Source organism: Ancylobacter defluvii, assembly GCF_018390605.1.
Taxonomy (GTDB): Bacteria; Pseudomonadota; Alphaproteobacteria; order Rhizobiales; family Xanthobacteraceae; genus Ancylobacter; species Ancylobacter defluvii.
Genome location: NZ_JAHBGD010000019.1, coordinates 55,478 through 73,818 on the forward strand (window position 1 = coordinate 55,478; position 18,341 = coordinate 73,818).

General features: G+C 67.3%; 17 protein-coding genes. 7 read left to right on the forward strand and 10 right to left on the reverse strand.

The genetic code is table 11. The features are described from left to right. Positions 1-66 precede the first annotated feature (66 nt). Complete coding sequence (locus KHC24_RS14430; RefSeq protein ID WP_213364010.1) at positions 67-747, forward strand: GntR family transcriptional regulator; 681 nt, start codon at positions 67-69, stop codon at positions 745-747. A 326-nt stretch (positions 748-1,073) separates the two neighbouring features. On the opposite strand, the gene KHC24_RS14435 is transcribed toward KHC24_RS14430, so the two are convergent. From KHC24_RS14435 to KHC24_RS14475, 9 genes are all read right to left on the reverse strand, one after another. Then, a complete protein-coding gene (locus KHC24_RS14435) occupies positions 1,074-2,195 on the reverse strand; it encodes an FAD-dependent oxidoreductase (protein ID WP_213364011.1) in 1,122 nt (373 codons plus the stop codon). After that, a complete protein-coding gene (locus KHC24_RS14440; protein WP_213364012.1) occupies positions 2,195-2,905 on the reverse strand; it encodes a metal-dependent hydrolase in 711 nt (236 codons plus the stop codon). The genes KHC24_RS14435 and KHC24_RS14440 overlap by 1 nt, the downstream gene beginning before the upstream one ends. A 39-nt stretch (positions 2,906-2,944) precedes the next feature. Further along, positions 2,945-3,736, reverse strand: a complete 792-nt coding sequence (locus KHC24_RS14445) for an amino acid ABC transporter ATP-binding protein (RefSeq protein WP_213364013.1) — start codon at positions 3,734-3,736, stop codon at positions 2,945-2,947. After that, a complete protein-coding gene (locus KHC24_RS14450) occupies positions 3,733-4,416 on the reverse strand; it encodes an amino acid ABC transporter permease (RefSeq protein WP_246546963.1) in 684 nt (227 codons plus the stop codon). The genes KHC24_RS14445 and KHC24_RS14450 overlap by 4 nt, the downstream gene beginning before the upstream one ends. Before the next feature lie 11 nt (positions 4,417-4,427). Beyond that, the gene (locus KHC24_RS14455) at positions 4,428-5,108 is read right to left on the reverse strand and encodes an amino acid ABC transporter permease (RefSeq protein WP_213364014.1); all 681 of its coding nucleotides are present in this window, start codon (positions 5,106-5,108) and stop codon (positions 4,428-4,430) included. Positions 5,109-5,220: 112 nt separating this feature from the next. Next, entirely contained in the window at positions 5,221-6,054 is an 834-nt protein-coding gene (locus tag KHC24_RS14460) for a transporter substrate-binding domain-containing protein (protein WP_213364015.1), read from the reverse strand. Between the two features lie 70 nt (positions 6,055-6,124). Next, positions 6,125-6,925 (reverse strand): alpha/beta fold hydrolase, encoded by an 801-nt coding sequence (locus KHC24_RS14465; RefSeq protein ID WP_213364016.1) that lies wholly within the window; start codon positions 6,923-6,925, stop codon positions 6,125-6,127. Further along, positions 6,925-7,776 carry an alpha/beta fold hydrolase gene (locus KHC24_RS14470; RefSeq protein WP_213364017.1) on the reverse strand — a complete coding sequence of 284 codons (852 nt, stop codon included), beginning with the start codon at positions 7,774-7,776 and terminating at the stop codon, positions 6,925-6,927. Before KHC24_RS14470 ends, KHC24_RS14465 begins: the two co-directional genes overlap by 1 nt. 1 nt (position 7,777) lies before the next feature. Next, positions 7,778-8,365 carry an amino acid synthesis family protein gene (locus KHC24_RS14475; protein ID WP_213364282.1) on the reverse strand — a complete coding sequence of 196 codons (588 nt, stop codon included), beginning with the start codon at positions 8,363-8,365 and terminating at the stop codon, positions 7,778-7,780. Between the two features lie 108 nt (positions 8,366-8,473). Here KHC24_RS14475 and KHC24_RS14480 point away from each other — a divergent pair, with 108 nt between their 5' ends. The 5 genes from KHC24_RS14480 to paoC all read left to right on the forward strand — a co-directional run bounded on the left by KHC24_RS14480 (position 8,474) and on the right by paoC (position 14,849). After that, the gene (locus tag KHC24_RS14480; RefSeq protein ID WP_213364018.1) at positions 8,474-9,163 is read left to right on the forward strand and encodes a GntR family transcriptional regulator; all 690 of its coding nucleotides are present in this window, start codon (positions 8,474-8,476) and stop codon (positions 9,161-9,163) included. Positions 9,164-9,309: 146 nt separating this feature from the next. Continuing rightward, the gene (gene cls, locus KHC24_RS14485; protein ID WP_213364019.1) at positions 9,310-10,755 is read left to right on the forward strand and encodes a cardiolipin synthase; all 1,446 of its coding nucleotides are present in this window, start codon (positions 9,310-9,312) and stop codon (positions 10,753-10,755) included. A gap of 270 nt (positions 10,756-11,025) precedes the next feature. After that, positions 11,026-11,688, forward strand: coding sequence for an aldehyde dehydrogenase iron-sulfur subunit PaoA (gene paoA, locus KHC24_RS14490; RefSeq protein WP_213364020.1), 663 nt, complete (start codon positions 11,026-11,028; stop codon positions 11,686-11,688). Further along, positions 11,685-12,635 (forward strand): FAD binding domain-containing protein, encoded by a 951-nt coding sequence (locus KHC24_RS14495; RefSeq protein WP_213364021.1) that lies wholly within the window; start codon positions 11,685-11,687, stop codon positions 12,633-12,635. The genes paoA and KHC24_RS14495 overlap by 4 nt, the downstream gene beginning before the upstream one ends. Positions 12,636-12,638: 3 nt before the next feature. Further along, positions 12,639-14,849 carry an aldehyde oxidoreductase molybdenum-binding subunit PaoC gene (gene paoC / locus KHC24_RS14500; RefSeq protein ID WP_213364022.1) on the forward strand — a complete coding sequence of 737 codons (2,211 nt, stop codon included), beginning with the start codon at positions 12,639-12,641 and terminating at the stop codon, positions 14,847-14,849. A gap of 226 nt (positions 14,850-15,075) precedes the next feature. Here paoC and KHC24_RS14505 read toward each other — a convergent pair whose 3' ends face one another. Further along, positions 15,076-16,020: a hydrogen peroxide-inducible genes activator gene (locus tag KHC24_RS14505; protein WP_213364023.1), complete on the reverse strand. Its 945-nt coding sequence runs from the start codon at positions 16,018-16,020 to the stop codon at positions 15,076-15,078. A gap of 98 nt (positions 16,021-16,118) precedes the next feature. On the opposite strand from KHC24_RS14505, the gene katG reads away from it, so the two are divergent. Further along, positions 16,119-18,296 (forward strand): catalase/peroxidase HPI, encoded by a 2,178-nt coding sequence (katG, locus tag KHC24_RS14510; RefSeq protein ID WP_213364024.1) that lies wholly within the window; start codon positions 16,119-16,121, stop codon positions 18,294-18,296. Positions 18,297-18,341: the final 45 nt, after the last annotated feature.

The window sequence follows — 18,341 nt, forward strand, 5'->3', positions numbered from 1 at the left end:
GTGTCGTTACGTGTTATAATACATGCCTAGGTCATATAACAACGATCCGAAGGGATGAGATGGCTCATGAATGATGTCAGCGGCGAGTATCAGCCGGACACTGTTGCCGACGCGCTACACCGTGACCTGCGGAGCCGCATCTGGGAGGGCGAGTTCATGCCCGGCGACCGGGTGTCGATCCGCGCGGTGGCGCAGGAGCATGGCTTGAGCGTCATCCCGGTGCGGGATGCGGTGCGCCGGCTGGTGGCGGAAGGCGCGTTGCGTTTTGCCGACAGCCGCACCATCGAGGTGCCGCGGCTCAGCCTCACCAATCACCGCGACGTGGTGTTCGCCCGCATGCAGATCGAGCCGGAAGCGGCACGCCGGGCCTTCGAGCACCTGACGCAGGCCGATCTGAACGAACTCGTCCGTCACGACATGCGGGTCAACACCGCCATCGAGACCGACGACCGGCGGCTCTACATGAAGAGCAATTTCGATTTCCACTTCCTGATCTACCGGCGCGCCAACGCCCCGACCCTGATGCGGATCATCGAGATGCTGTGGCTGCAATCCGGCCCGTCCATGCGCTACATATCGAGCCAGTACGGTTCGGCGGCCTTCGCCATCGATTATCACCGCGCCGCCACCGATGCGCTGGCGGCGCGCGACGGCGAGGGTTTCGTCGCCGCCATCCGCTCGGATATCGGCCAGGGCATGGAATACATCCTGCGCGCCGAACGCGAGCTCGTCGAACGAGCAAGCTGAGGCCGGCGTCATCGAGATGACGAGACCGAGGACCCGCGCCTTGCTGTTCTGAACCGTCAGAATTCTGCGCATCGGCTGGCGGCCTGGAATTCATTTGGATGCCTGGAATTCATTCCGATCCGGCTGCTCGGACCCCGCCTTACGCCGCAGAAGCCCCGCAATCGGACGGCATTCCGGAGCACGAACCAGCCCGTCGCCGCCTCGCTCACGCGCCAGAGATTGGAAGGGAAGGCAGCAGACGCGCTTCCGAAGGCCGACCGCGCGTCACCTGACCCCGCTTTCAGGCCGGCGAGGAAGCGGCCGGCCTCACATAGGGAGACGCCTCATCACGGTGCCAGCCGCACCCGGTCGGCAACACGCACCCGATCGTTCAGCACCGCGCCGATCGCCCAGATCACCCCGCGCCGCAAGGGCGCCAGCGCCGGAGGCCAATGCGTGGTCAGGCTGTCGAGCCGTGCCGACCAATTCTGCGTCTGGTCGGATATCCAGCGATATTCCGCCTCCCAGGCTTTCAGCCCGGCCGTCACGTCGCGGTGCCCTTCGAGCGTCTTCGCCAGCGAATAGCCGTTGGTAATGGCGAGACCCGCGCCTTGCGCCAGCGTCGGCGGCAACGCGGTCGCGGCATCGCCGACAATCGCCGCGCGTCCGTTCGACCAAGCCTTGGCCTTCGCCAGCGGGTAGGCATGGCGGACCAGCGCCGTGTCCTCCGGTATGCGGTCGAAGAAGCCGGCCAGGGCCGGGAACGCCGCCTTCCACGACGCCGTGTCGAGCGGCAGCGCCGTCCCGCGCGCGTCGTCGTTCGGGCAGCTGAGATAGGCGTAGGTCAGGCCCGGCGACGAAGGGGTGATGCCGATCCGTCGCTTGCCCGACCAGTATTCGCGCATCACCAGATCGGCCTCCGCCGCGCCGCGCGGGATGAGCAGCCGCGTGGCGCCGGCGGATCGCTCCTCGACAAGGCCGGTGAGGCCGAGCGCGTCGCGCAGGCGCGAGCGGAAACCGTTGGCCGCCACGGCGAGGTCGACGCGGCGGCGCTCGCCGGCGGCGGTGACCACCGTGCCGTCGGCATGCATCCCGGTGATCATCGAATCGGTGACGATCTCGACGCCGGCCCGCCGCGCGGCCTCGGCGAGGCCCAGCACCAGATCGGCGCGGGGCAGCACATACCAGGGTTCGGCCGGATCGAAGCTCCGATGCTGGATCAGCCGGCCCTCCGCGTCCCGCCGCTCGGTGCCGGTAAGGGTGACGCTGTTGCGCAGGATGGTGCCGGCAATGCCGTGATACTCGAAGATCGAGACGGTGTTGCGCATCAGATAGATGCCGGCACCGACTTCGCGAATCTCCGGGCTGCGCTCATGCACCCGCACCTTCCAGCCGCGCAAGGCCAGCGCCCATCCGCAGGCGAGGCCGGCAATGCCTCCGCCGGCAATCTCCGCCGTGCGCTCGCCCATCACCGCACCCCTGAAAATTCGGCGCTCGCACCATAGGCCAGCACCTCGACCTTGACCGGCGCCCCGGCGAGTTCCCGTACCAGTTCGTCGGCGGAGGCGGCGAGCAGCGGGAAGGTGGCGTAATGCGCCGGGATGACCGTCTCGAAGTGAAAGAAGCGCTTGCAGGCGATAGCGGCCTGCCTCGCGTCCATGGTGAAGCGGTCGCCGATCGGGACGATGCCGATCTGCGGGCGGTACAATTCGTCGATCAACGCCATGTCGCCGAACAGGCCGGTATCGCCCATGTGGTAGAGCGTGGGCTGGCTCTCGGCACGGATGACGAGGCCCATGGCGGGCCCGAGATAGACCATTTTGCCGTCGACGATCATCGAGGAGGAATGCGTCGCCTCGGTGAACGACACCTTGAACGCCCCGCAATCGATGGTGCCGCCAATATTGCCGGGATTGACCTTCGCCACCCCCTGAAGCGCCAGCCAGCCGCACACTTCCGGCGAACTGACCAGCTCGGCACCGGTCGCGCCGCAGATCTCGACCGTATCGCCGACATGGTCCTCGTGGCCGTGGGTGAGCAGCACATGCGTGCAGCCGGCAATCATCTCCTCGAAATTGCCGGCATAGGCCGGCTGGTACTTGAGAAACGGGTCGATCAGCAGCACCGCTCCGGGAAGCTCGACACGAAAGGCGGAATGTCCGAACCAGGTGATCTTCATGGGCTTTGGTCTTCCACTATTGATGAATGGGCCGCCGCTTCAGTCGAGATGCGGGAGGCGGAATTCGCTGTGGCCGAGCATGAACTGGCGGGTGCGCTCGCCCTTGGGGTGCAGCATCACCTGCTCGGGCGGCCCCTGCTCGTAGATGCGTCCCTCGCTGAGGAACACCACTTCGTCGGCAATATGGTAGGCGAAGCCGAGCTCGTGGGTGACGATGAGCATGGTCATGCCGTCCTCGCGCAGCGAGCGCATCGTGCGCAGCACCTCGCCCACCAGTTCCGGATCGAGCGCCGAGGTCGCCTCGTCGAACAGCATCACGTCCGGGTCCATCGCCAGCGCACGGCAGATGGCGACGCGCTGCTGCTGGCCGCCCGAGAGATGCGAGGGATAGGCGCCGCCGCGTCCGGCGAGGCCCACGCGGGCGAGCAGATCCTCCGCCCGCGCCGCCGCCTCCTCGCGGCTGCGTCCCAGCACGGCGCGCTGGCCTTCCATGATGTTCTCCAGCGCCGTCATGTGCGGGAACAGGTTGAACTGCTGGAAGACGATACCGATACGGGCGCGCAGCACCCGGAGCTCGCGGTCGGAATAGCTGCGCTCGCCCGCGGCGCCCTTCGGCGTGCCGACCGGCCGGCCATTGAAGGCGACGGTGCCGGCGGTGGGTGTCTCCAGGAAATTCACGCAGCGCAGCAGCGTGCTCTTGCCCGAGCCGCTGGCGCCGAGCAACACCACCGTCTTTCCCTTCGGCACCACGAGATCGATGCCCTTGAGCACCTCATGCGCGCCGAAGCTTTTCCGCAAGCCCGAGATTTCGATGACGTTGTCGGTGGTCACGGGGCGCTCCTGCGTAGACGGGCTTCGAGGCGGCGGAGGAGATAGGAAGCCGGAATCACGATGGCGATGAAGATCGCCGCCACGAGGGTGAACACCTCGACCGGATTGAAGTAGCTGTTGGAGATCTGCTGCGCCGAATAGACCAGTTCGGGATAGGCGATGACCGAGGCGAGCGAGGTGAGCTTGAACAGCTCGATCCAGCGATTGGTAAAGGCCGGGATCATGTTCCGCACCGCCTGGGGCAGCACGATGCGGAACATGACGCGGGCCCGGCTCATGCCCAGCGCGTTCGCGGCCTCCCACTGTCCCTTCGGCACCGCCTGCATGCCGGCCCGGAAAATCTCCGCCGAGAAGGCGCCGGAATTCAGCGACAGGCCGAGTGCGGCGGCGATAAAGGCACTGATCTCGAAATTGACGAGGATCGGCAGCGCGAAGAAGAACCAGAGGATCTGCACCAGCACCGGCGTGTTGCGGAACACCTCGACATAGGCGATCGCAAGGGCGTGCAGCATGCGCCCGCCGGCATAGCGCATCACGCCGAAGACCAGCCCGAGCAGCAGGCTCGCCACCAGGCAGACCGCCGCGAGTTCCAGCGTGTAGACGAGTCCGCGTCCCAGCGCCGGCAGGCTGATCATGAGACTAGGCGAGAGCATGAGACTGGGCGAGAGAAGGAAATCCATCACATGCTCCCTCAGCGCGCGGTAAATTCGCCGCTGCGGGCAAGGCGGTGCTCGATGAGCCGCGTAAGCTGGCTGCACAGCAGGATGACGAGGAAGAACATCACCGCGATCGCCGAAAAGATCTCCAGCGTCCGGTAGGTGCGGTAGGAGATATCCTGCGCGACGAACAAAAGGTCGCCGAAGGAAACCGTGGCGGCAATGGTCGAGGTCTTCAGCAGTTCGATATAGCGCTCCAGGAACACCGGCAGCATGCGCCGCACCGCCTGCGGCAGGATGATGGTGCGCAGCATGCGCGGGTAGCTGAGGCCGATGCCGCGCGCGGCATCCCACTGCCCCTTGCCGATGGCGGCGATGCCGCCGCGGAACACTTCCGACAGGAAGGCGCTCGACAGGATCGACAGCGCGATGGCCGCCGCCTCGAATCCGCCGAGCCGGAGGCCGGTCAGCCGCGGCAGGGCGAAATAGAGCCAGTAGAGCTGCACCAGCGCCGGCGTGGCGCGGAACACTTCCACATAGACCGTCGCCGGCCAGGACAGCCAGCGATGCGACGAGAGGCGCAGCAGCGCCACCGCCAGGCCGAGCGGCGTGCCGATGAGGATGGCGATCAGCGTCAGCAGCAGCGTATTGCCGAGGCCCCAGAACAGCAGCCCGGCATTGTCGCTGATGACGGAGAAGTCCCACTGATAGTGCATTGCCGATCCTTGGGAGCGCTTCCTTGATGGTCGCGGCCGATGAGCCGGTAGAGGGCTCGGCGGACAGGAGGCGGGCCGGCACGTCCCGGCCGCCCCGCCTTGTTCGCAGGCGTTATTTCGCGCTCGTCCAGGCTTCGCGCTGGATGCCGGGCACGCCGCTCGGATCCATGCCACGGCTCTTCAGGAACGCCTCGTACCATTCCTGGGTCTTGCCGGTGTTGTAGAAATAGCCGTCCGCCACCGAGAGGAAGTCGCGGAAGGTCTTGTCCGGCTCGCGCCGCACCGCGACGTCGGACGAGTCGATGTGATAGGGCGTTGGGATGGTGATCGTGCCCTTGCCGACGCGGCTATGCATCACCGCCAGTGTCGGGTGATACAGCAGCACGGCGTCCGCATTGCCGTTCTGGAAAGCGGTGAGTTGCTCGGCATAGGAAGGGAAGCGCAGCACCTTCGCCTTCGACAGATAGGTGGTGACGAACTGATCCTCCGAGGCGCCATGCGGCACGGCGATGGTGAGGTTGGGATCGTTGGCCTGGTCCCAGGTCTTGATCTCCAGCCCGTCGCGTTGCAGCAGCGCGAGACCGGAATAGGCGAGCGGCGCATTGCCGTAGTCGACGGTGAGCGCGCGCTTGGGCGTGATGTTCAGCAGCGGCATCAGGTCGATCTTGCTCGACTGGAGCGCCGCGATGGCGGTTCCCCAGGTCACCTCGACGAGTTCGAGCTTCACCCCCATCGCCTCGGCGAGCGCCGCCGCATAGGACGGGCCGATGCCGGTCCATTGTCCGGTGGCGGGGTCCTTGAAGAACCACGGCTCCGCCTGGGCGACGCCGACCTTGATCACCTTGTCGGACTGGATCTTGTCCCATGTGCTGGCCTGCGCCGAGGCGCGGTCGGCCGGGCCGACGAGGCCGGCGGCGATGCCAAGAGCCAGGACGGCGTATTTCATTCGGCTCCAGATGCGCTGCGATCGTTCATGCATGACACGTTCCCCTTTTTTTGAACTTGCATGACCCAGGCTATCGATAGGCGTAAGCTGTCCTTTCGTTGACGAAGCCAAGCACGGCCTCGCCGAGGGCGGCGCCGGCTTCGAGCGAGACGAGGTGGCGTACGCCCGGCAGTATCGTCAGCGTGGCATCGTTCAGCGCCTCGCTGACCTGACGCGCCATTTGCGGCGTCGCATTGGCATCGTCCTCGCCGGTAAGCACGAGAACGGGAGCGGCGATCTGCGCCGCCTCGTCGGCGATCGCGCCGTCGACGGTGGCGAAGACCCGGTAGGCGGACAGAAAGCTGGCAAAGGGCGTGGCAAGCAGCACCGCGCGCAGTCGCGCCTCGATATCGGGATGCGCGGCGCGAAACGGCGGAGACAGCCAGCGCTCGACCGAGGCATCCAGCGTGCCGGCGACGCCGTCGGCGGCGGTCTCGCGGAATCGCGCGGCTACGGCTCGCGACTGTTCCGGTGTCCGGCGCCCCAGCGGCGAAACCAGCACCAGCCCCGCCACCCGTTCCGGGTGGAGACGGGCGAACCGCCGCGCGATGAAGCTGCCGAAGGCGGCGCCGACCAGCACCGCCTTGTCGACGCCGGCCGCGTCCAGCACGGAGGCGAGGTCCTCGACATAGGCATCGAGCGAATCCGATTCAAAGCCGCGTTCGTCGCTGCCATGGCCGGGCAGATCGTAGCTGACGACACGGAGATGCGGGGCCAGCGCCGCAACCTGTTGCCGCCAGACCCAGCGGGAGAGACCCACGCCATGGATGAGCACGACCGTGTGTCCCGCGCCGGCGGCGGAAATCCGTGCCGCGAGTTGGGTGCCCGCCATCAGCAGGATTCCCCGGAGGCCAGGGCCTGTCGACGATGCGCGTCGCGCGTGCGCACCCAGAAGTCCCGCAGCCTTTCATTGATCCGCTGCGGCGAGACGAACGCCATCATGTGCCGCTCCCCCGGCAGAATCTGCGCCTCGCCGTGGGGCGCCTCGCGCGCCATGGCCTCCGACATCGCCGGCGTCGAATTGGGGTCCAGCTCGCCGGTCATGAACAGGGCGGGCGGCGCCAGTCGCGGCATTGTCTCGACAAGCGCACGATCGGAGCGGGCAAACAGCGCATAGCTCCGGCCATATCCGGCCGCATCGACGGTGGAGAGGTGGCGCCTTACGGTCCGTTCCGCCTCCGCCAGTTCTTCGGGGACGGGCGAACCGAACCAGCGTCCGATCGCGATGTCGAAACTGTCCGCGAGCCCGACCGCCGCGATTTCGTCGGCCCGGCGGATGACCGCCTCGGATTGCTCGGGCGTCCGGCACCAGACCGCGTTGAGCGCCACCAGGCTACGCACCCGCATCGGGTGCGCCGCCGCGAAGGACATCGAGACCAGCGCGCCCATCGAATGGCCCACGACATGCGCGCTTTCAAGGCCCAGATGGTCGAGCAGGGCGTCGAACTGGCGAATATGGAGAGCGAGCGTATCCGCCGGCCCGGAGGTGCGGGCCGAGCCGCCATGATTGAGCATGTCGAAGGCGACGACATCGTGATCGACGGCCAGATCGGCGAATTGCGGCGCCCAGATCTCGGCATTGAGCCCCACGCCATGGACGAAGACGATCGGCTCGCCCTGTCCCTGGCGCAGATACGCGGTGCCATCGGGCGTGTGGCGGCGGTGAAGCGACGGCGTGCCCATGTCAGAGTTCCAGCGGTCCGAGTTCTTTCAGATCCTGATAGCGGTCGCCGATGCGGTGGTGCGGGCGACCGCCGATCGAGGCACCGAGGGCGACGACGATCTCGTCGGCCGCCGGCGCATCGGGGATCGAGAAGTTCACGGTGAGGTAGTGGGAGCGCATCCCCTCATCCAGCTTGTGCATGAGCGGGATCATGATCGCGGTGCCGGCGCCGGCCCGGATGTTGGTGAAGCTGAGATAGGACTTGGCGCCGACGGCTTTCCGGTAATGGTTGCCGAAACGCAGCGTGTGGATGAGCGCGGAGGCGTGCTCGACCTCGCCGTCGAGGCCGACGACGGCGGCCTTGCCATAGCCCTCGATGGCCTGCCCGCCCCCCGCCATGTCGCAGACGGCCGCCGTCAGCAGCGCGCCGAGATCCCCCGCCACGGCGTGGATTTCCGGGCGCAGATCCTCGACGAATCCCCGTCCGGCCCATGGGTTCTTCAGCACCGCCGCGACGCCGATCAGCTTGAACGGCGCGCCGACGGCCTTGCCTCCCTCGATCCGCGTGTCCTCGACATACGTCACGAGCTTTCGCAGCGCGGCCACCATCATCTTCCTCTCGACGTTGATAGGATGATATCATGGTATACCATAATATTGGATGTCAACGTTGACTCCCGGTAACGAAGCGCGGAAATGAAAGAGGCAGGGGGAAACATGGCCGACACGCTGAATCTGAGGGTCGATCGCACGACCAAGACGCTGCGCCAGCTCTCGCTGGAGAAGATGCGCGACGGCATTCTCAGCTTTCATTTCAAGCCGGGCGAACGGCTGGTCGAGCGCAATCTCGTCGAGATCCTCGGCGTGAGCCGCACCGTGGTGCGGGAGGTCATCCGCCACCTGGAGTCGGAGGGGCTGGTCGAGATCGTCCCCCATCACGGCCCGATCGTCGCCCGTGCCGAGCCGGAAAAGGTGGCGCAGATCTACGAGCTACGCGCCATGCTGGAAGCCATGGCGGCGCGCGATGCGGCACTGCGGGCGACGGATGCCGACATCGCCCAGCTCGACGGTTGCCTGGAGGCGATCCATGCCGGCTATGACGAAGCCAACATCAACAAGGTGCTCGAAGCGACCACGCGCTTCTACGAGGTGCTGTTTCTTGCCGCCGGCAAAAGCATCGCCTGGGACATGCTCCGGGCGTTGACGGCCCGCATAAACCACTTGCGGGCGATCACGGTGAGCAGCAAGGGGCGCTCGGTGGACGGGCCGCAGGAAATGCGCCGCATCGTCGATGCGATACGTGCCCGTGACGGCGAGGCCGCCTATTCGGCCTCGCGGGCGCATGTCGAGCGCGCCGCAACGCTTGCGCTGTCCTATGTCAGCGATGCCGACGGACCGAAGAAATAGCCGGCGGCTCGGTACCGCATGATCGAATGGCGCACGCTGCTGCAGCTCGGCTGTAAGCCCATGCTCGAATCGCGTCAGGCCCGCTTCGCGCCGGCGGCGAACATGGTTTAATGCGGCACATATCGTTCACCGATTGTGCCGCCCTCATGCATGATTCCGCCGTTCTCGCCTGGCTGCTGTTTGTCGCCCAGGCCTGCGTCCAGCTCATCTTCATCGCACGCGCCTTGCTGCGCCCGCACCGCGAGCCGTCGTCGCGCTTCGCCTGGGTGCTGGTGATCGCGCTGGCGCCGGTGCTCGGCGTGCTGGCCTATATATTGTTCGGCGAGGTCAATCTCGGCCGCACGCGCATCGGGCGGCTGCGGGCGGCGTTCGCCGCCCTGCCGGAGGCCCGCGAAGTAGCCGGCGCCTCGGCGGAAGCGACGATACCCGAGCGCTTCGGGCCGCTGTTCCGGGTCGGCTATTCGGTGAGCCATTATCTGCCGGTCGCCGGCAACCGGGCGACGCTGCTGCCGGATTCCGCCGCCGCCATCGCGGCGATGGTCGCGGATATCGATGCCGCGCGGCAGAGCGTGCACGTGCTGTTCTACATCTGGCTCGCCGATGAGAGCGGGCTGAAGGTCGTCGCGGCGCTGAAGCGCGCGGCGGCGCGCGGCGTCACCTGCCGGGCGATGGTGGACGATCTCGGCTCGCGGGCGCTGATCCGCTCCGCGCACTGGCGCGACATGGCGTCGAGCGGGGTGAAGGTTGCGGTGGCGCTGCCGGTCGGCAACCCGCTGCTGCGCCCGTTCAAGGGCCGGATCGACATGCGCAACCACCGCAAGATCGTGGTGATCGACAATGCCATCACCTATTGCGGCAGCCAGAACTGCGCCGATGCCGCCTTCGCGGTGAAGGCGGAATTCGCCCCCTGGGTGGATGTGATGGCGCGCTTCGAAGGGCCGGTGGTGCGGCAGAACCAGCATCTTTTCGCCAGCAATTGGATGGCCCAGACCGACGAGGATCTCAGCCCGCTGTTCGCGGAAGCGCTGCCGCCGTCCGGGCCGGGGTTCATCGCGCAGGTAATCGGCTCCGGCGCCGGCGTGCGCTATTCGGCAATGCCGGAGACCTTCGTCGCGCTGATGAACGCGGCACGGCGCGAATTGGTGATCACCACGCCCTATTACGTCCCGGACGAGCCGATCCAGGCCGCGCTGTGCGCCAGCGCCCGGCGCGGGGTGGCGACCACCATCGTATTCCCCCGGCGCAACGATTCCTGGATCGTGGCGGCGGCAAGCCGCAGCTATTACAGCGAACTGCTGGAGGCCGGCGTCGAGATCCGCGAATATGTCGGCGGCCTCCTGCACGCCAAGACCCTCACCCTCGACGACGAAATGGCGCTGATCGGCTCCGCCAACATCGATCGCCGCAGCTTCGAACTGAATGCCGAGAACAACATCCTGCTGCACGATCAGGCTTTTACCCGCGCGGTACGGGCGCGCCAGCAGGTGTTCCTCGACGCCGCGACGCCGGTGACGACGGCCCATGTGCAGGCCTACAGCCGGTGGCGGCAGTTGTGGAACAACACCATCGCCATGCTCGGGCCGGTATTGTGAGGCCCTGCCGGCGGAATTGAGCCCACGCCCCGGGTGGCCCCTCCGCACGAACGGCCGCCGTCCCGGTCATTGACCACGATGCGCCCCGCCCGCACAGTGCCCGTTCCGGCAAGGTTGCCCCTGACGAGGGAACCCTTCGCACCGGGCCCGCATTCATCTCCTCAGACATTGCGCCCTGAGCCGGGATCAGGGCCCTTCCGACACCAGGCCGCGCAGAAGGCCTCCGTCCGTTCCCGGCGCCGCATTTCTTTGATCCATCGGGATGCCGATATGCAAAAGCTCGTCCCTTCAAGCCTTTCGCGACGCGATTTGCTGGCCGCAAGCACCGCCTCGCTCACAGGAGCCGTTCTCGCCCAGGCCGAGGATGCTTCACCCGAGGAAACGGCACACGCCGATGCCGGCACCGCCATGCGGCCGCCGATCCGGGCGCAGGTGAGCTTCACCGTCAATGACCGGCCGCGCGAACTCGATCTCGACACCCGCACCACTCTCCTCGATGCCTTGCGCGAGCATCTGCATCTGACAGGCACCAAGAAGGGCTGCGATCACGGCCAATGCGGCGCCTGCACGGTGCTGGTGGGCGGCGTGCGCATCAATTCCTGCCTCACCCTCGCGGTAATGCACCAGGGCGATGCCATCATCACCATCGAGGGCCTCGGCACGCCGGAGAACATGCACCGGATGCAGACAGCCTTCGTGAAGCACGATGGCTATCAGTGCGGCTATTGCACGCCGGGCCAGATCTGCTCGGCGGTGGCGGTGATCGGGGAGATCGAGGCCGGCATTCCCAGCCACGTCACGCCCGACCTAACCGGCACGCCGGAACTTGTCGCCGAAGAGATTCGCGAGCGCATGAGCGGCAATATCTGCCGCTGCGGCGCCTATTCGAACATCGTCGATGCCATCACCGAGGTCGCCGGGAGCCGCGCATGACACCCTTCACCTATGAACGCGCCGGCTCGCCGGCGGAAGCCGCCGCGGCGGCGGCGCGCACGCCCGGCGCCCGGTTCATCGCCGGCGGCACCAATCTGCTCGACCTGATGAAGCTGCAGATCGAGACGCCGGCGCATCTGATCGACGTCAATGGCCTCGCGCTCGACACCATAGAGGCGACGAAGGACGGCGGGCTGCGCATCGGCGCCCTCGTCCGCAACACCGCTCTCGCGGCGGACCGGCGCGTGCGGCGCGACTACGCCCTGCTGTCGCGCGCCCTGCTCGCCGGCGCCTCCGGCCAGCTTCGCAACAAGGCGACCACCGCCGGCAATCTCCTGCAGCGCACGCGCTGCCCGTATTTCTACGACACCGTTCAGCCCTGCAACAAGCGCAGGCCCGGCAGCGGCTGTGCCGCCATTGGCGGGGTTTCGCGGCAGCTGGCGATCATCGGCACCAGCGAGGCCTGCATCGCCACCCATCCCAGCGACATGGCGGTCGCCCTGCGCGCACTGGATGCCTCGGTGGAGACGGTGCAGGCCGATGGCGCGCCGCGCCGCATCCCGCTGGCCGAGTTCCACCGGCTGCCGGGCGACACGCCGCACATCGAAACCGTGCTGGAGCCGGGCGAGCTGATCACGGCGGTGCGGCTGCCCAAGCCCGTCGGCGGCCGGCACATCTACCGCAAGGTGCGCGATCGCGCCTCCTATGCCTTCGCGCTGGTGTCGATCGGCGCCATCCTTCACGAGGATGGCAGCGGGCAGGTGGCGCTGGGCGGCGTCGCGCACAAGCCCTGGCGGGTCGAGGCGGCGGAGGCCGAGTTGCCGCGCGGCGCCAAGGCGGCGGCGGAACAGATTCTGGCCGGCGCGCGGCCGAGCCGGGACAACGCCTTCAAGATCACGCTGGTCGAGCGCACGCTCGCCGCGGTCCTTGCCGAAGCGAGGGGCTGAGCCATGAAATTCGACCGGCCCGCAACCCAGAATCCGATCGACCGTCTCAAGGTGGTCGGGCAGCCGCTCGACCGCATCGACGGCCCGCTAAAGACCACCGGCACCGCGCCCTATGCCTATGAGCACCACGACGTCGTGGCCGACGCCGCCTATGGCTGGACCATCGGCGCCGGCATCGCTATCGGGCGCATCACCCGGATGGACCTCGCCGAGGCCGAGCGCGCGCCCGGCGTCATCGCCATCGTCACCGCCGACAATGCCGGCTTGCTCGGCAAGGGCGATCACAACACCGTCCGGCTGCTCGGCGGGCCCGACGTCCAGCACTATCACCAGGCGGTGGCGCTGGTGATCGCGGAAAGCTTCGAGCAGGCCCGCGCCGCCGCCGGGCTGGTGAAGATCGACTATGCCGCCGAGCCGGGCGTCTTCGACCTGACGGCCGCCAAGGGCTCGGCCATCGCTCCCGAACCCAACGAACTCACCGGGCCGGTCGATACCCGGATCGGCGATTTCGCCGCCGCCTTCGCCGAAGCGCCGGTGACGCTGGATGCCACCTACACCACGCCCGATCATTCGCATGCGATGATGGAGCCTCACGCCACCCTCGCCGCCTGGGAGGGCGACAGGCTCACCGTGTGGACCTCGAACCAGATGATCGCCTGGGCGACGGCCGATCTCGCCAAGACGCTTGGCATCGCGCCGGAAAATGTGCGGGTGGTCTCGCCCTTCATTGGCGGCGGCTTCGGCGGCAAGCTGTTCCTGCGCGCCGATGTCCTGCTGGCGGCGCTCGGCGCCCGCGCGGCGCGGCGGCCGGTCAAGGTGGCGCTACAGCGCCCGCTGATCGCCAACAACACCACCCATCGTCCCGCCACCATCCAGCGCATCCGCATCGGCGCCCGGCGCGACGGCACCATCACCGCGATCGGCCATGAGAGCTGGTCGGGCGATCAGCCGGGCGGCGGCCTGGAGACGGCAGTCAGCCAGACCCGCCTGCTCTATGCCGGCGCCAACCGGATGACCGCCATGCGGCTGGCGGAGCTGCATCTGCCGGAGGGCAACGCCATGCGCGCGCCGGGCGAGGCGCCGGGCATGATGGCGCTGGAGATCGCCATGGACGAGGTGGCGGAAAAGCTGGAAATCGATCCGGTGGAGTTCCGCATCATCAACGATACCTCGGTCGATCCCGAGAACCCCGAACGGCCGTTCTCGGCGCGCGCGCTCGCCGAGTGCCTGCGCCAGGGGGCCGAGCGCTTCGGCTGGAACCGGCGCGATCCACGCCCCGGCCGCACCCGCGACGGCCGGTGGCTCATCGGCATGGGGGTGGCGGCCGCGTTCCGCAACAACCTGTTGATCACCTCCGGCGCGCGGGTGCGGCTCGACGGCACCGGACAGGTGACGGTCGAGACCGACATGACCGATATCGGTACCGGCAGCTACACCATCATCGCCCAGACTGCCGCCGAGATGATGGGCGTGCCGGTCGAGCGGGTAACCGTCCGTCTCGGTGATTCCGACTTCCCGGTCTCGGCGGGCTCGGGCGGCCAGTTCGGCGCCAACAATTCCACTGCCGGCGTCTATGCCGCCTGCGTGAAGCTGCGCGAGGAAATCGCGCGCCGGCTCGGCTTCAATTCCGAGGCGGCCGAATTCGAGAATGGCGAGGTGCGTTCCGGCAATCGGGCGATGCCGATCGCCGCCGCCGCCGCCGAGGGCGACATCGTCGCCGAGGACAAGATCGAATATGGCGATCTCAGCGAGCGCTATCAGCAGTCGACCTTCGGCGGCCATTTCGTCGAAGTCGGCGTCGACATCGCAACCGGCGAGGCCCGGATCCGCCGCATGCTGGCGGTGTGCGCCGCGGGCCGCATCCTGAACCCCAAATCGGCCCGCAGCCAGGTGATCGGCGCCATGACAATGGGTGCCGGCGCCGCGCTGATGGAGGAGCTGGCGGTCGACACCCGGCGCGGCTTCTTCGTCAACCACGACCTCGCCGGCTACGAGGTGCCGGTGCATGCCGATATTCCGCATCAGGACGTGATCTTCGTCGACGAGACCGATCCGATGTCCTCGCCGATGAAGGCGAAGGGCGTGGGCGAACTCGGCATTTGCGGCGTCGCCGCCGCCGTCGCCAATGCGGTCTACAACGCCACCGGCGTCCGCGTTCGGGATTATCCAATCACGCTCGACAAATATCTCGACCGGCTGCCGGATGTCGCCTGAAACACGGAGGACGTGGCCCTCGGGGGCATGAACCTCGAGAGCGTGAAGCTCGGGAGCGTGAACCTCGGGGTATCGCTTGCCGCCCGCGAGCCTGCGCGGCGTCCCAAACGGGGACTGGATCGCCGCACCGCCTTAAAAGGTGATGCGGCGGCTCGCGGGATCGCCCGTCCCCAATCCTCATCCGCCACGGTCGCGCCCGCGCAGCCGTTGCCGCCTCTCCTTCCCGTCAGGCCGGAGGTGTTTCCGTCAGGGCGAGGGCGTTGTGCTGCCGGCGCAACGTATCGGTCGAGCGGCGCACCGCCTCGGATATCTGCACGAGCTGTTTGGCTAGCGGGCTGGTCTTGCGCCAGACCATGCCGATGGTCCGTGACGGCTGGGGATCCCGGAAGCGCACCACCGAGACCGAGGCCGAGCGGGTCTCCACCGGCACCGCCATTTCCGGTATCAGCGTGATGCCGATGCCGGCATCGACCATCTGCACCAGGGTGGACAGCGAACTTGCGTCGAGAAAATCGCGCGACGGGGTGGCGCGCACGTCCACATTGCAGAAGGACAGCGCCTGATCGCGAAAACAGTGCCCCTCCTCCAGCAGCAGCAGCCGCATTTCGCGCAGCGCCTCGGGATCGGGCACCGGCTTCCCCTCGTCCTCGCCCGCGCGCACCAGCACGAAGTTCTCGGTGAACAGGGCGATTTCGGTCAAGGCAGGTTCGGACACCGGCAGGGCGACGATGGCGGTGTCGAGCCGCCCCTCCTCCAGCTCCCGGATGAGCCGCGGCGTCTGCGTCTCGCGCACATGAATGTCGATGCCCTTGTGCAGGCGGCTCAGATTGCCGAGCAGGGTCGGCAGCAGGTACGGCGCGACCGTCGGGATCACGCCGATGCGCAGCCGCCCCACCAGCGTACCCTGGGAGGCGCGCGCCAGATCCCCCAGTTCGTCGATTGACCGCAGGATGCTGCGGATGCGCGGGGCGAATTCTTCGCCGAAGCCGGTCAGGCGGATCTGGCGCGCGCCGCGTTCGAACAGCTCGATGCCGACCTCCTCCTCCAATTCCTTGATCTGCATCGACAAGGCCGGCTGCGAAATGCCGCAGGCTTCCGCCGCGCGCCGGAAGTGGCCATGCCGCGCCAGCGCCTCGAAATAGCGGAGCTGCTTGAATGTCAGGTTTTTCATAACCAGAACTTATCAGCACAATCAGCAAATCGGAATTAATCTAATGAAGGAAGTTTGCTAAGAGCCTGGGTGAAACACAGCCTCGATCGGAGAAAAGCATGAACGCGACCACTGACGGCAGCACGGGTAAATGCCCGGTCGCTCACGGCACCGGCGGCACCCAGAATCGCGACTGGTGGCCCAGCCAGCTGCGGGTCGACCTGCTCAACCAGCACTCGTCCAAGTCCGATCCGCTGGACCCCGCCTTCGATTACCGTGAAGCGTTCAAGAAGCTCGACTACGAGGCGCTGAAGAACGACCTGCGCAAGCTGATGACCGATTCGCAGGATTGGTGGCCGGCCGATTTCGGCCATTACGGCCCGCAGTTCATCCGCATGGCCTGGCACAGCGCCGGCACCTACCGCCTGGCCGACGGCCGTGGCGGCGGCGGTCGCGGACAGCAGCGCTTCGCGCCGCTCAACAGCTGGCCGGACAATGTGAACATCGACAAGTCGCGCCGCCTGCTGTGGCCGATCAAGCAGAAATACGGCCAGCAGATCTCCTGGGCCGATCTGATGATCCTCACCGGCAATGTGGCGCTGGAGACCATGGGCTTCCGCACCTTCGGCTTTGCCGGCGGCCGCGCGGATACCTGGGAGCCGGATCTGGACGTGAACTGGGGTTCCGAGACCGCCTGGCTGACCCACCGGCCGCTCGACAAGTTCGCCGCGCCGCTCAGCGCCACCGAGATGGGCCTGATCTACGTCAACCCGGAAGGTCCGGGCGCCAATGGCGATCCGCTTTCCGCCGCCGCGTTCATCCGCGAAACCTTCGCCCGCATGGCGATGAACGACGAGGAAACCGTTGCGCTGATCGGCGGCGGCCACACCTTCGGCAAGACCCATGGCGCCTCGGCCGAGTCGCATAAGGGACCGGACCCGGAAGCCGCCGGCCTGGAGGCACAGGGCCTGGGCTGGGCCAGCAATTTCGGCTCCGGCTTCGGCGCGGATGCCATCGGCAGCGGCCTGGAAGTCACCTGGACGCAGACGCCGGCGCAGTGGAGCAACTTCTTCTTCGAGAACCTGTTCAGGTTCGAGTGGGTGCAGACCCGCAGCCCGGCCGGCGCCATCCAGTGGGAGGCCAAGGATTCCGAGGCGGTCATCCCCGACGCGCATGATCCGTCGAAGAAGCGCAAGCCGACCATGCTGACCACCGACCTGTCGCTGCGCTTCGACCCGGTCTACGAGAAGATCTCGCGCCGCTTCCTGGAGAACCCGCAGGCCTTCGCCGAAGCCTTCGCTCGCGCCTGGTTCAAGCTGACCCATCGCGATCTCGGCCCGCGCTCGCGCTATCTGGGCCCGGAAGTGCCGAAGGAAGTGCTGATCTGGCAGGATCCGGTGCCGGTCGCCAGCCATCCGCTGATCGACGACGCCGACGCCGCGGCCCTCAAGGCCACGATTCTGGCCACCGGCCTGACGGTGGCCGAGCTGGTCGGCACCGCCTGGGCGTCGGCCTCCACCTTCCGTGGCGGCGACAAGCGCGGCGGCGCCAACGGTGCGCGCCTCCGGCTCGCGCCGCAGAAGGATTGGGAGGTCAACCAGCCGCTGCAGCTCGCCAAGGTGCTGCAGGTGCTCGACGGCGTCCGCTCGCAGTTCAACAAGAGCGCCGACGGCGACAAGCGGGTCTCTCTCGCCGACCTGATCGTGCTGGCCGGCAACGCCGGCGTCGAGCAGGCGGCGAAGGCCGGCGGCCACGACGTGACCGTGCCGTTCGCGCCCGGCCGCACCGACGCCACGCAGGACGAGACCGACATCCATGCCTTCGAGGTCATGGAGCCCGCCGCCGATGGCTTCCGCAACTACCAGAAGGCCGGCGCCGCGACGCCCGCCGAGGTGGCGCTGATCGACAAGGCGCAGCTGCTGACCCTGACCGCGCCGGAGCTGACCGTGCTGGTCGGCGGCCTGCGCGCGATCGCCATCAATGTCGACGGGTCCGCGCACGGCGTATTGACCGAGCGGCCGGGCGTGCTCAGCAACGACTTCTTCGTCAACCTGCTGGACATGGGGACGCAGTGGAAGGCCGCCTCCGAGGCCAAGGACGTCTATGAGGGGTACGATCGCAAGAGCGGCGAGGTGAAGTGGACCGGCACCCGCGTCGATCTGGTGTTCGGCTCGAACTCGGTGCTGCGCGCCCTGGCCGAGGTCTATGCCAGCGCGGATGCGCAGGCGAAGTTCGTCAACGACTTCGTGGCGGCCTGGACCAAGGTGACGAACCTCGACCGCTTCGACCTCGCGTGAAATTGGCGCGACCCTGGCCGGCTTCCGGCCAGGCCACCGCTTTTC

Coding starts and splice junctions, on each gene's coding strand:
- KHC24_RS14430 (WP_213364010.1), top strand. CDS start 67: ATGAATGATGTCAGCGGCGAGTATCAGCCGGACACTGTTGCCGACGCG.
- KHC24_RS14435 (WP_213364011.1), bottom strand. CDS start 2,195: ATGGGCGAGCGCACGGCGGAGATTGCCGGCGGAGGCATTGCCGGCCTC.
- KHC24_RS14440 (WP_213364012.1), bottom strand. CDS start 2,905: ATGAAGATCACCTGGTTCGGACATTCCGCCTTTCGTGTCGAGCTTCCC.
- KHC24_RS14450 (WP_246546963.1), bottom strand. CDS start 4,416: ATGGATTTCCTTCTCTCGCCCAGTCTCATGCTCTCGCCTAGTCTCATG.
- KHC24_RS14455 (WP_213364014.1), bottom strand. CDS start 5,108: ATGCACTATCAGTGGGACTTCTCCGTCATCAGCGACAATGCCGGGCTG.
- KHC24_RS14460 (WP_213364015.1), bottom strand. CDS start 6,054: ATGAAATACGCCGTCCTGGCTCTTGGCATCGCCGCCGGCCTCGTCGGC.
- KHC24_RS14465 (WP_213364016.1), bottom strand. CDS start 6,925: ATGGCGGGCACCCAACTCGCGGCACGGATTTCCGCCGCCGGCGCGGGA.
- KHC24_RS14470 (WP_213364017.1), bottom strand. CDS start 7,776: ATGGGCACGCCGTCGCTTCACCGCCGCCACACGCCCGATGGCACCGCG.
- KHC24_RS14475 (WP_213364282.1), bottom strand. CDS start 8,365: ATGGTGGCCGCGCTGCGAAAGCTCGTGACGTATGTCGAGGACACGCGG.
- KHC24_RS14480 (WP_213364018.1), top strand. CDS start 8,474: ATGGCCGACACGCTGAATCTGAGGGTCGATCGCACGACCAAGACGCTG.
- cls (WP_213364019.1), top strand. CDS start 9,310: ATGCATGATTCCGCCGTTCTCGCCTGGCTGCTGTTTGTCGCCCAGGCC.
- paoA (WP_213364020.1), top strand. CDS start 11,026: ATGCAAAAGCTCGTCCCTTCAAGCCTTTCGCGACGCGATTTGCTGGCC.
- KHC24_RS14495 (WP_213364021.1), top strand. CDS start 11,685: ATGACACCCTTCACCTATGAACGCGCCGGCTCGCCGGCGGAAGCCGCC.
- paoC (WP_213364022.1), top strand. CDS start 12,639: ATGAAATTCGACCGGCCCGCAACCCAGAATCCGATCGACCGTCTCAAG.
- KHC24_RS14505 (WP_213364023.1), bottom strand. CDS start 16,020: ATGAAAAACCTGACATTCAAGCAGCTCCGCTATTTCGAGGCGCTGGCG.
- katG (WP_213364024.1), top strand. CDS start 16,119: ATGAACGCGACCACTGACGGCAGCACGGGTAAATGCCCGGTCGCTCAC.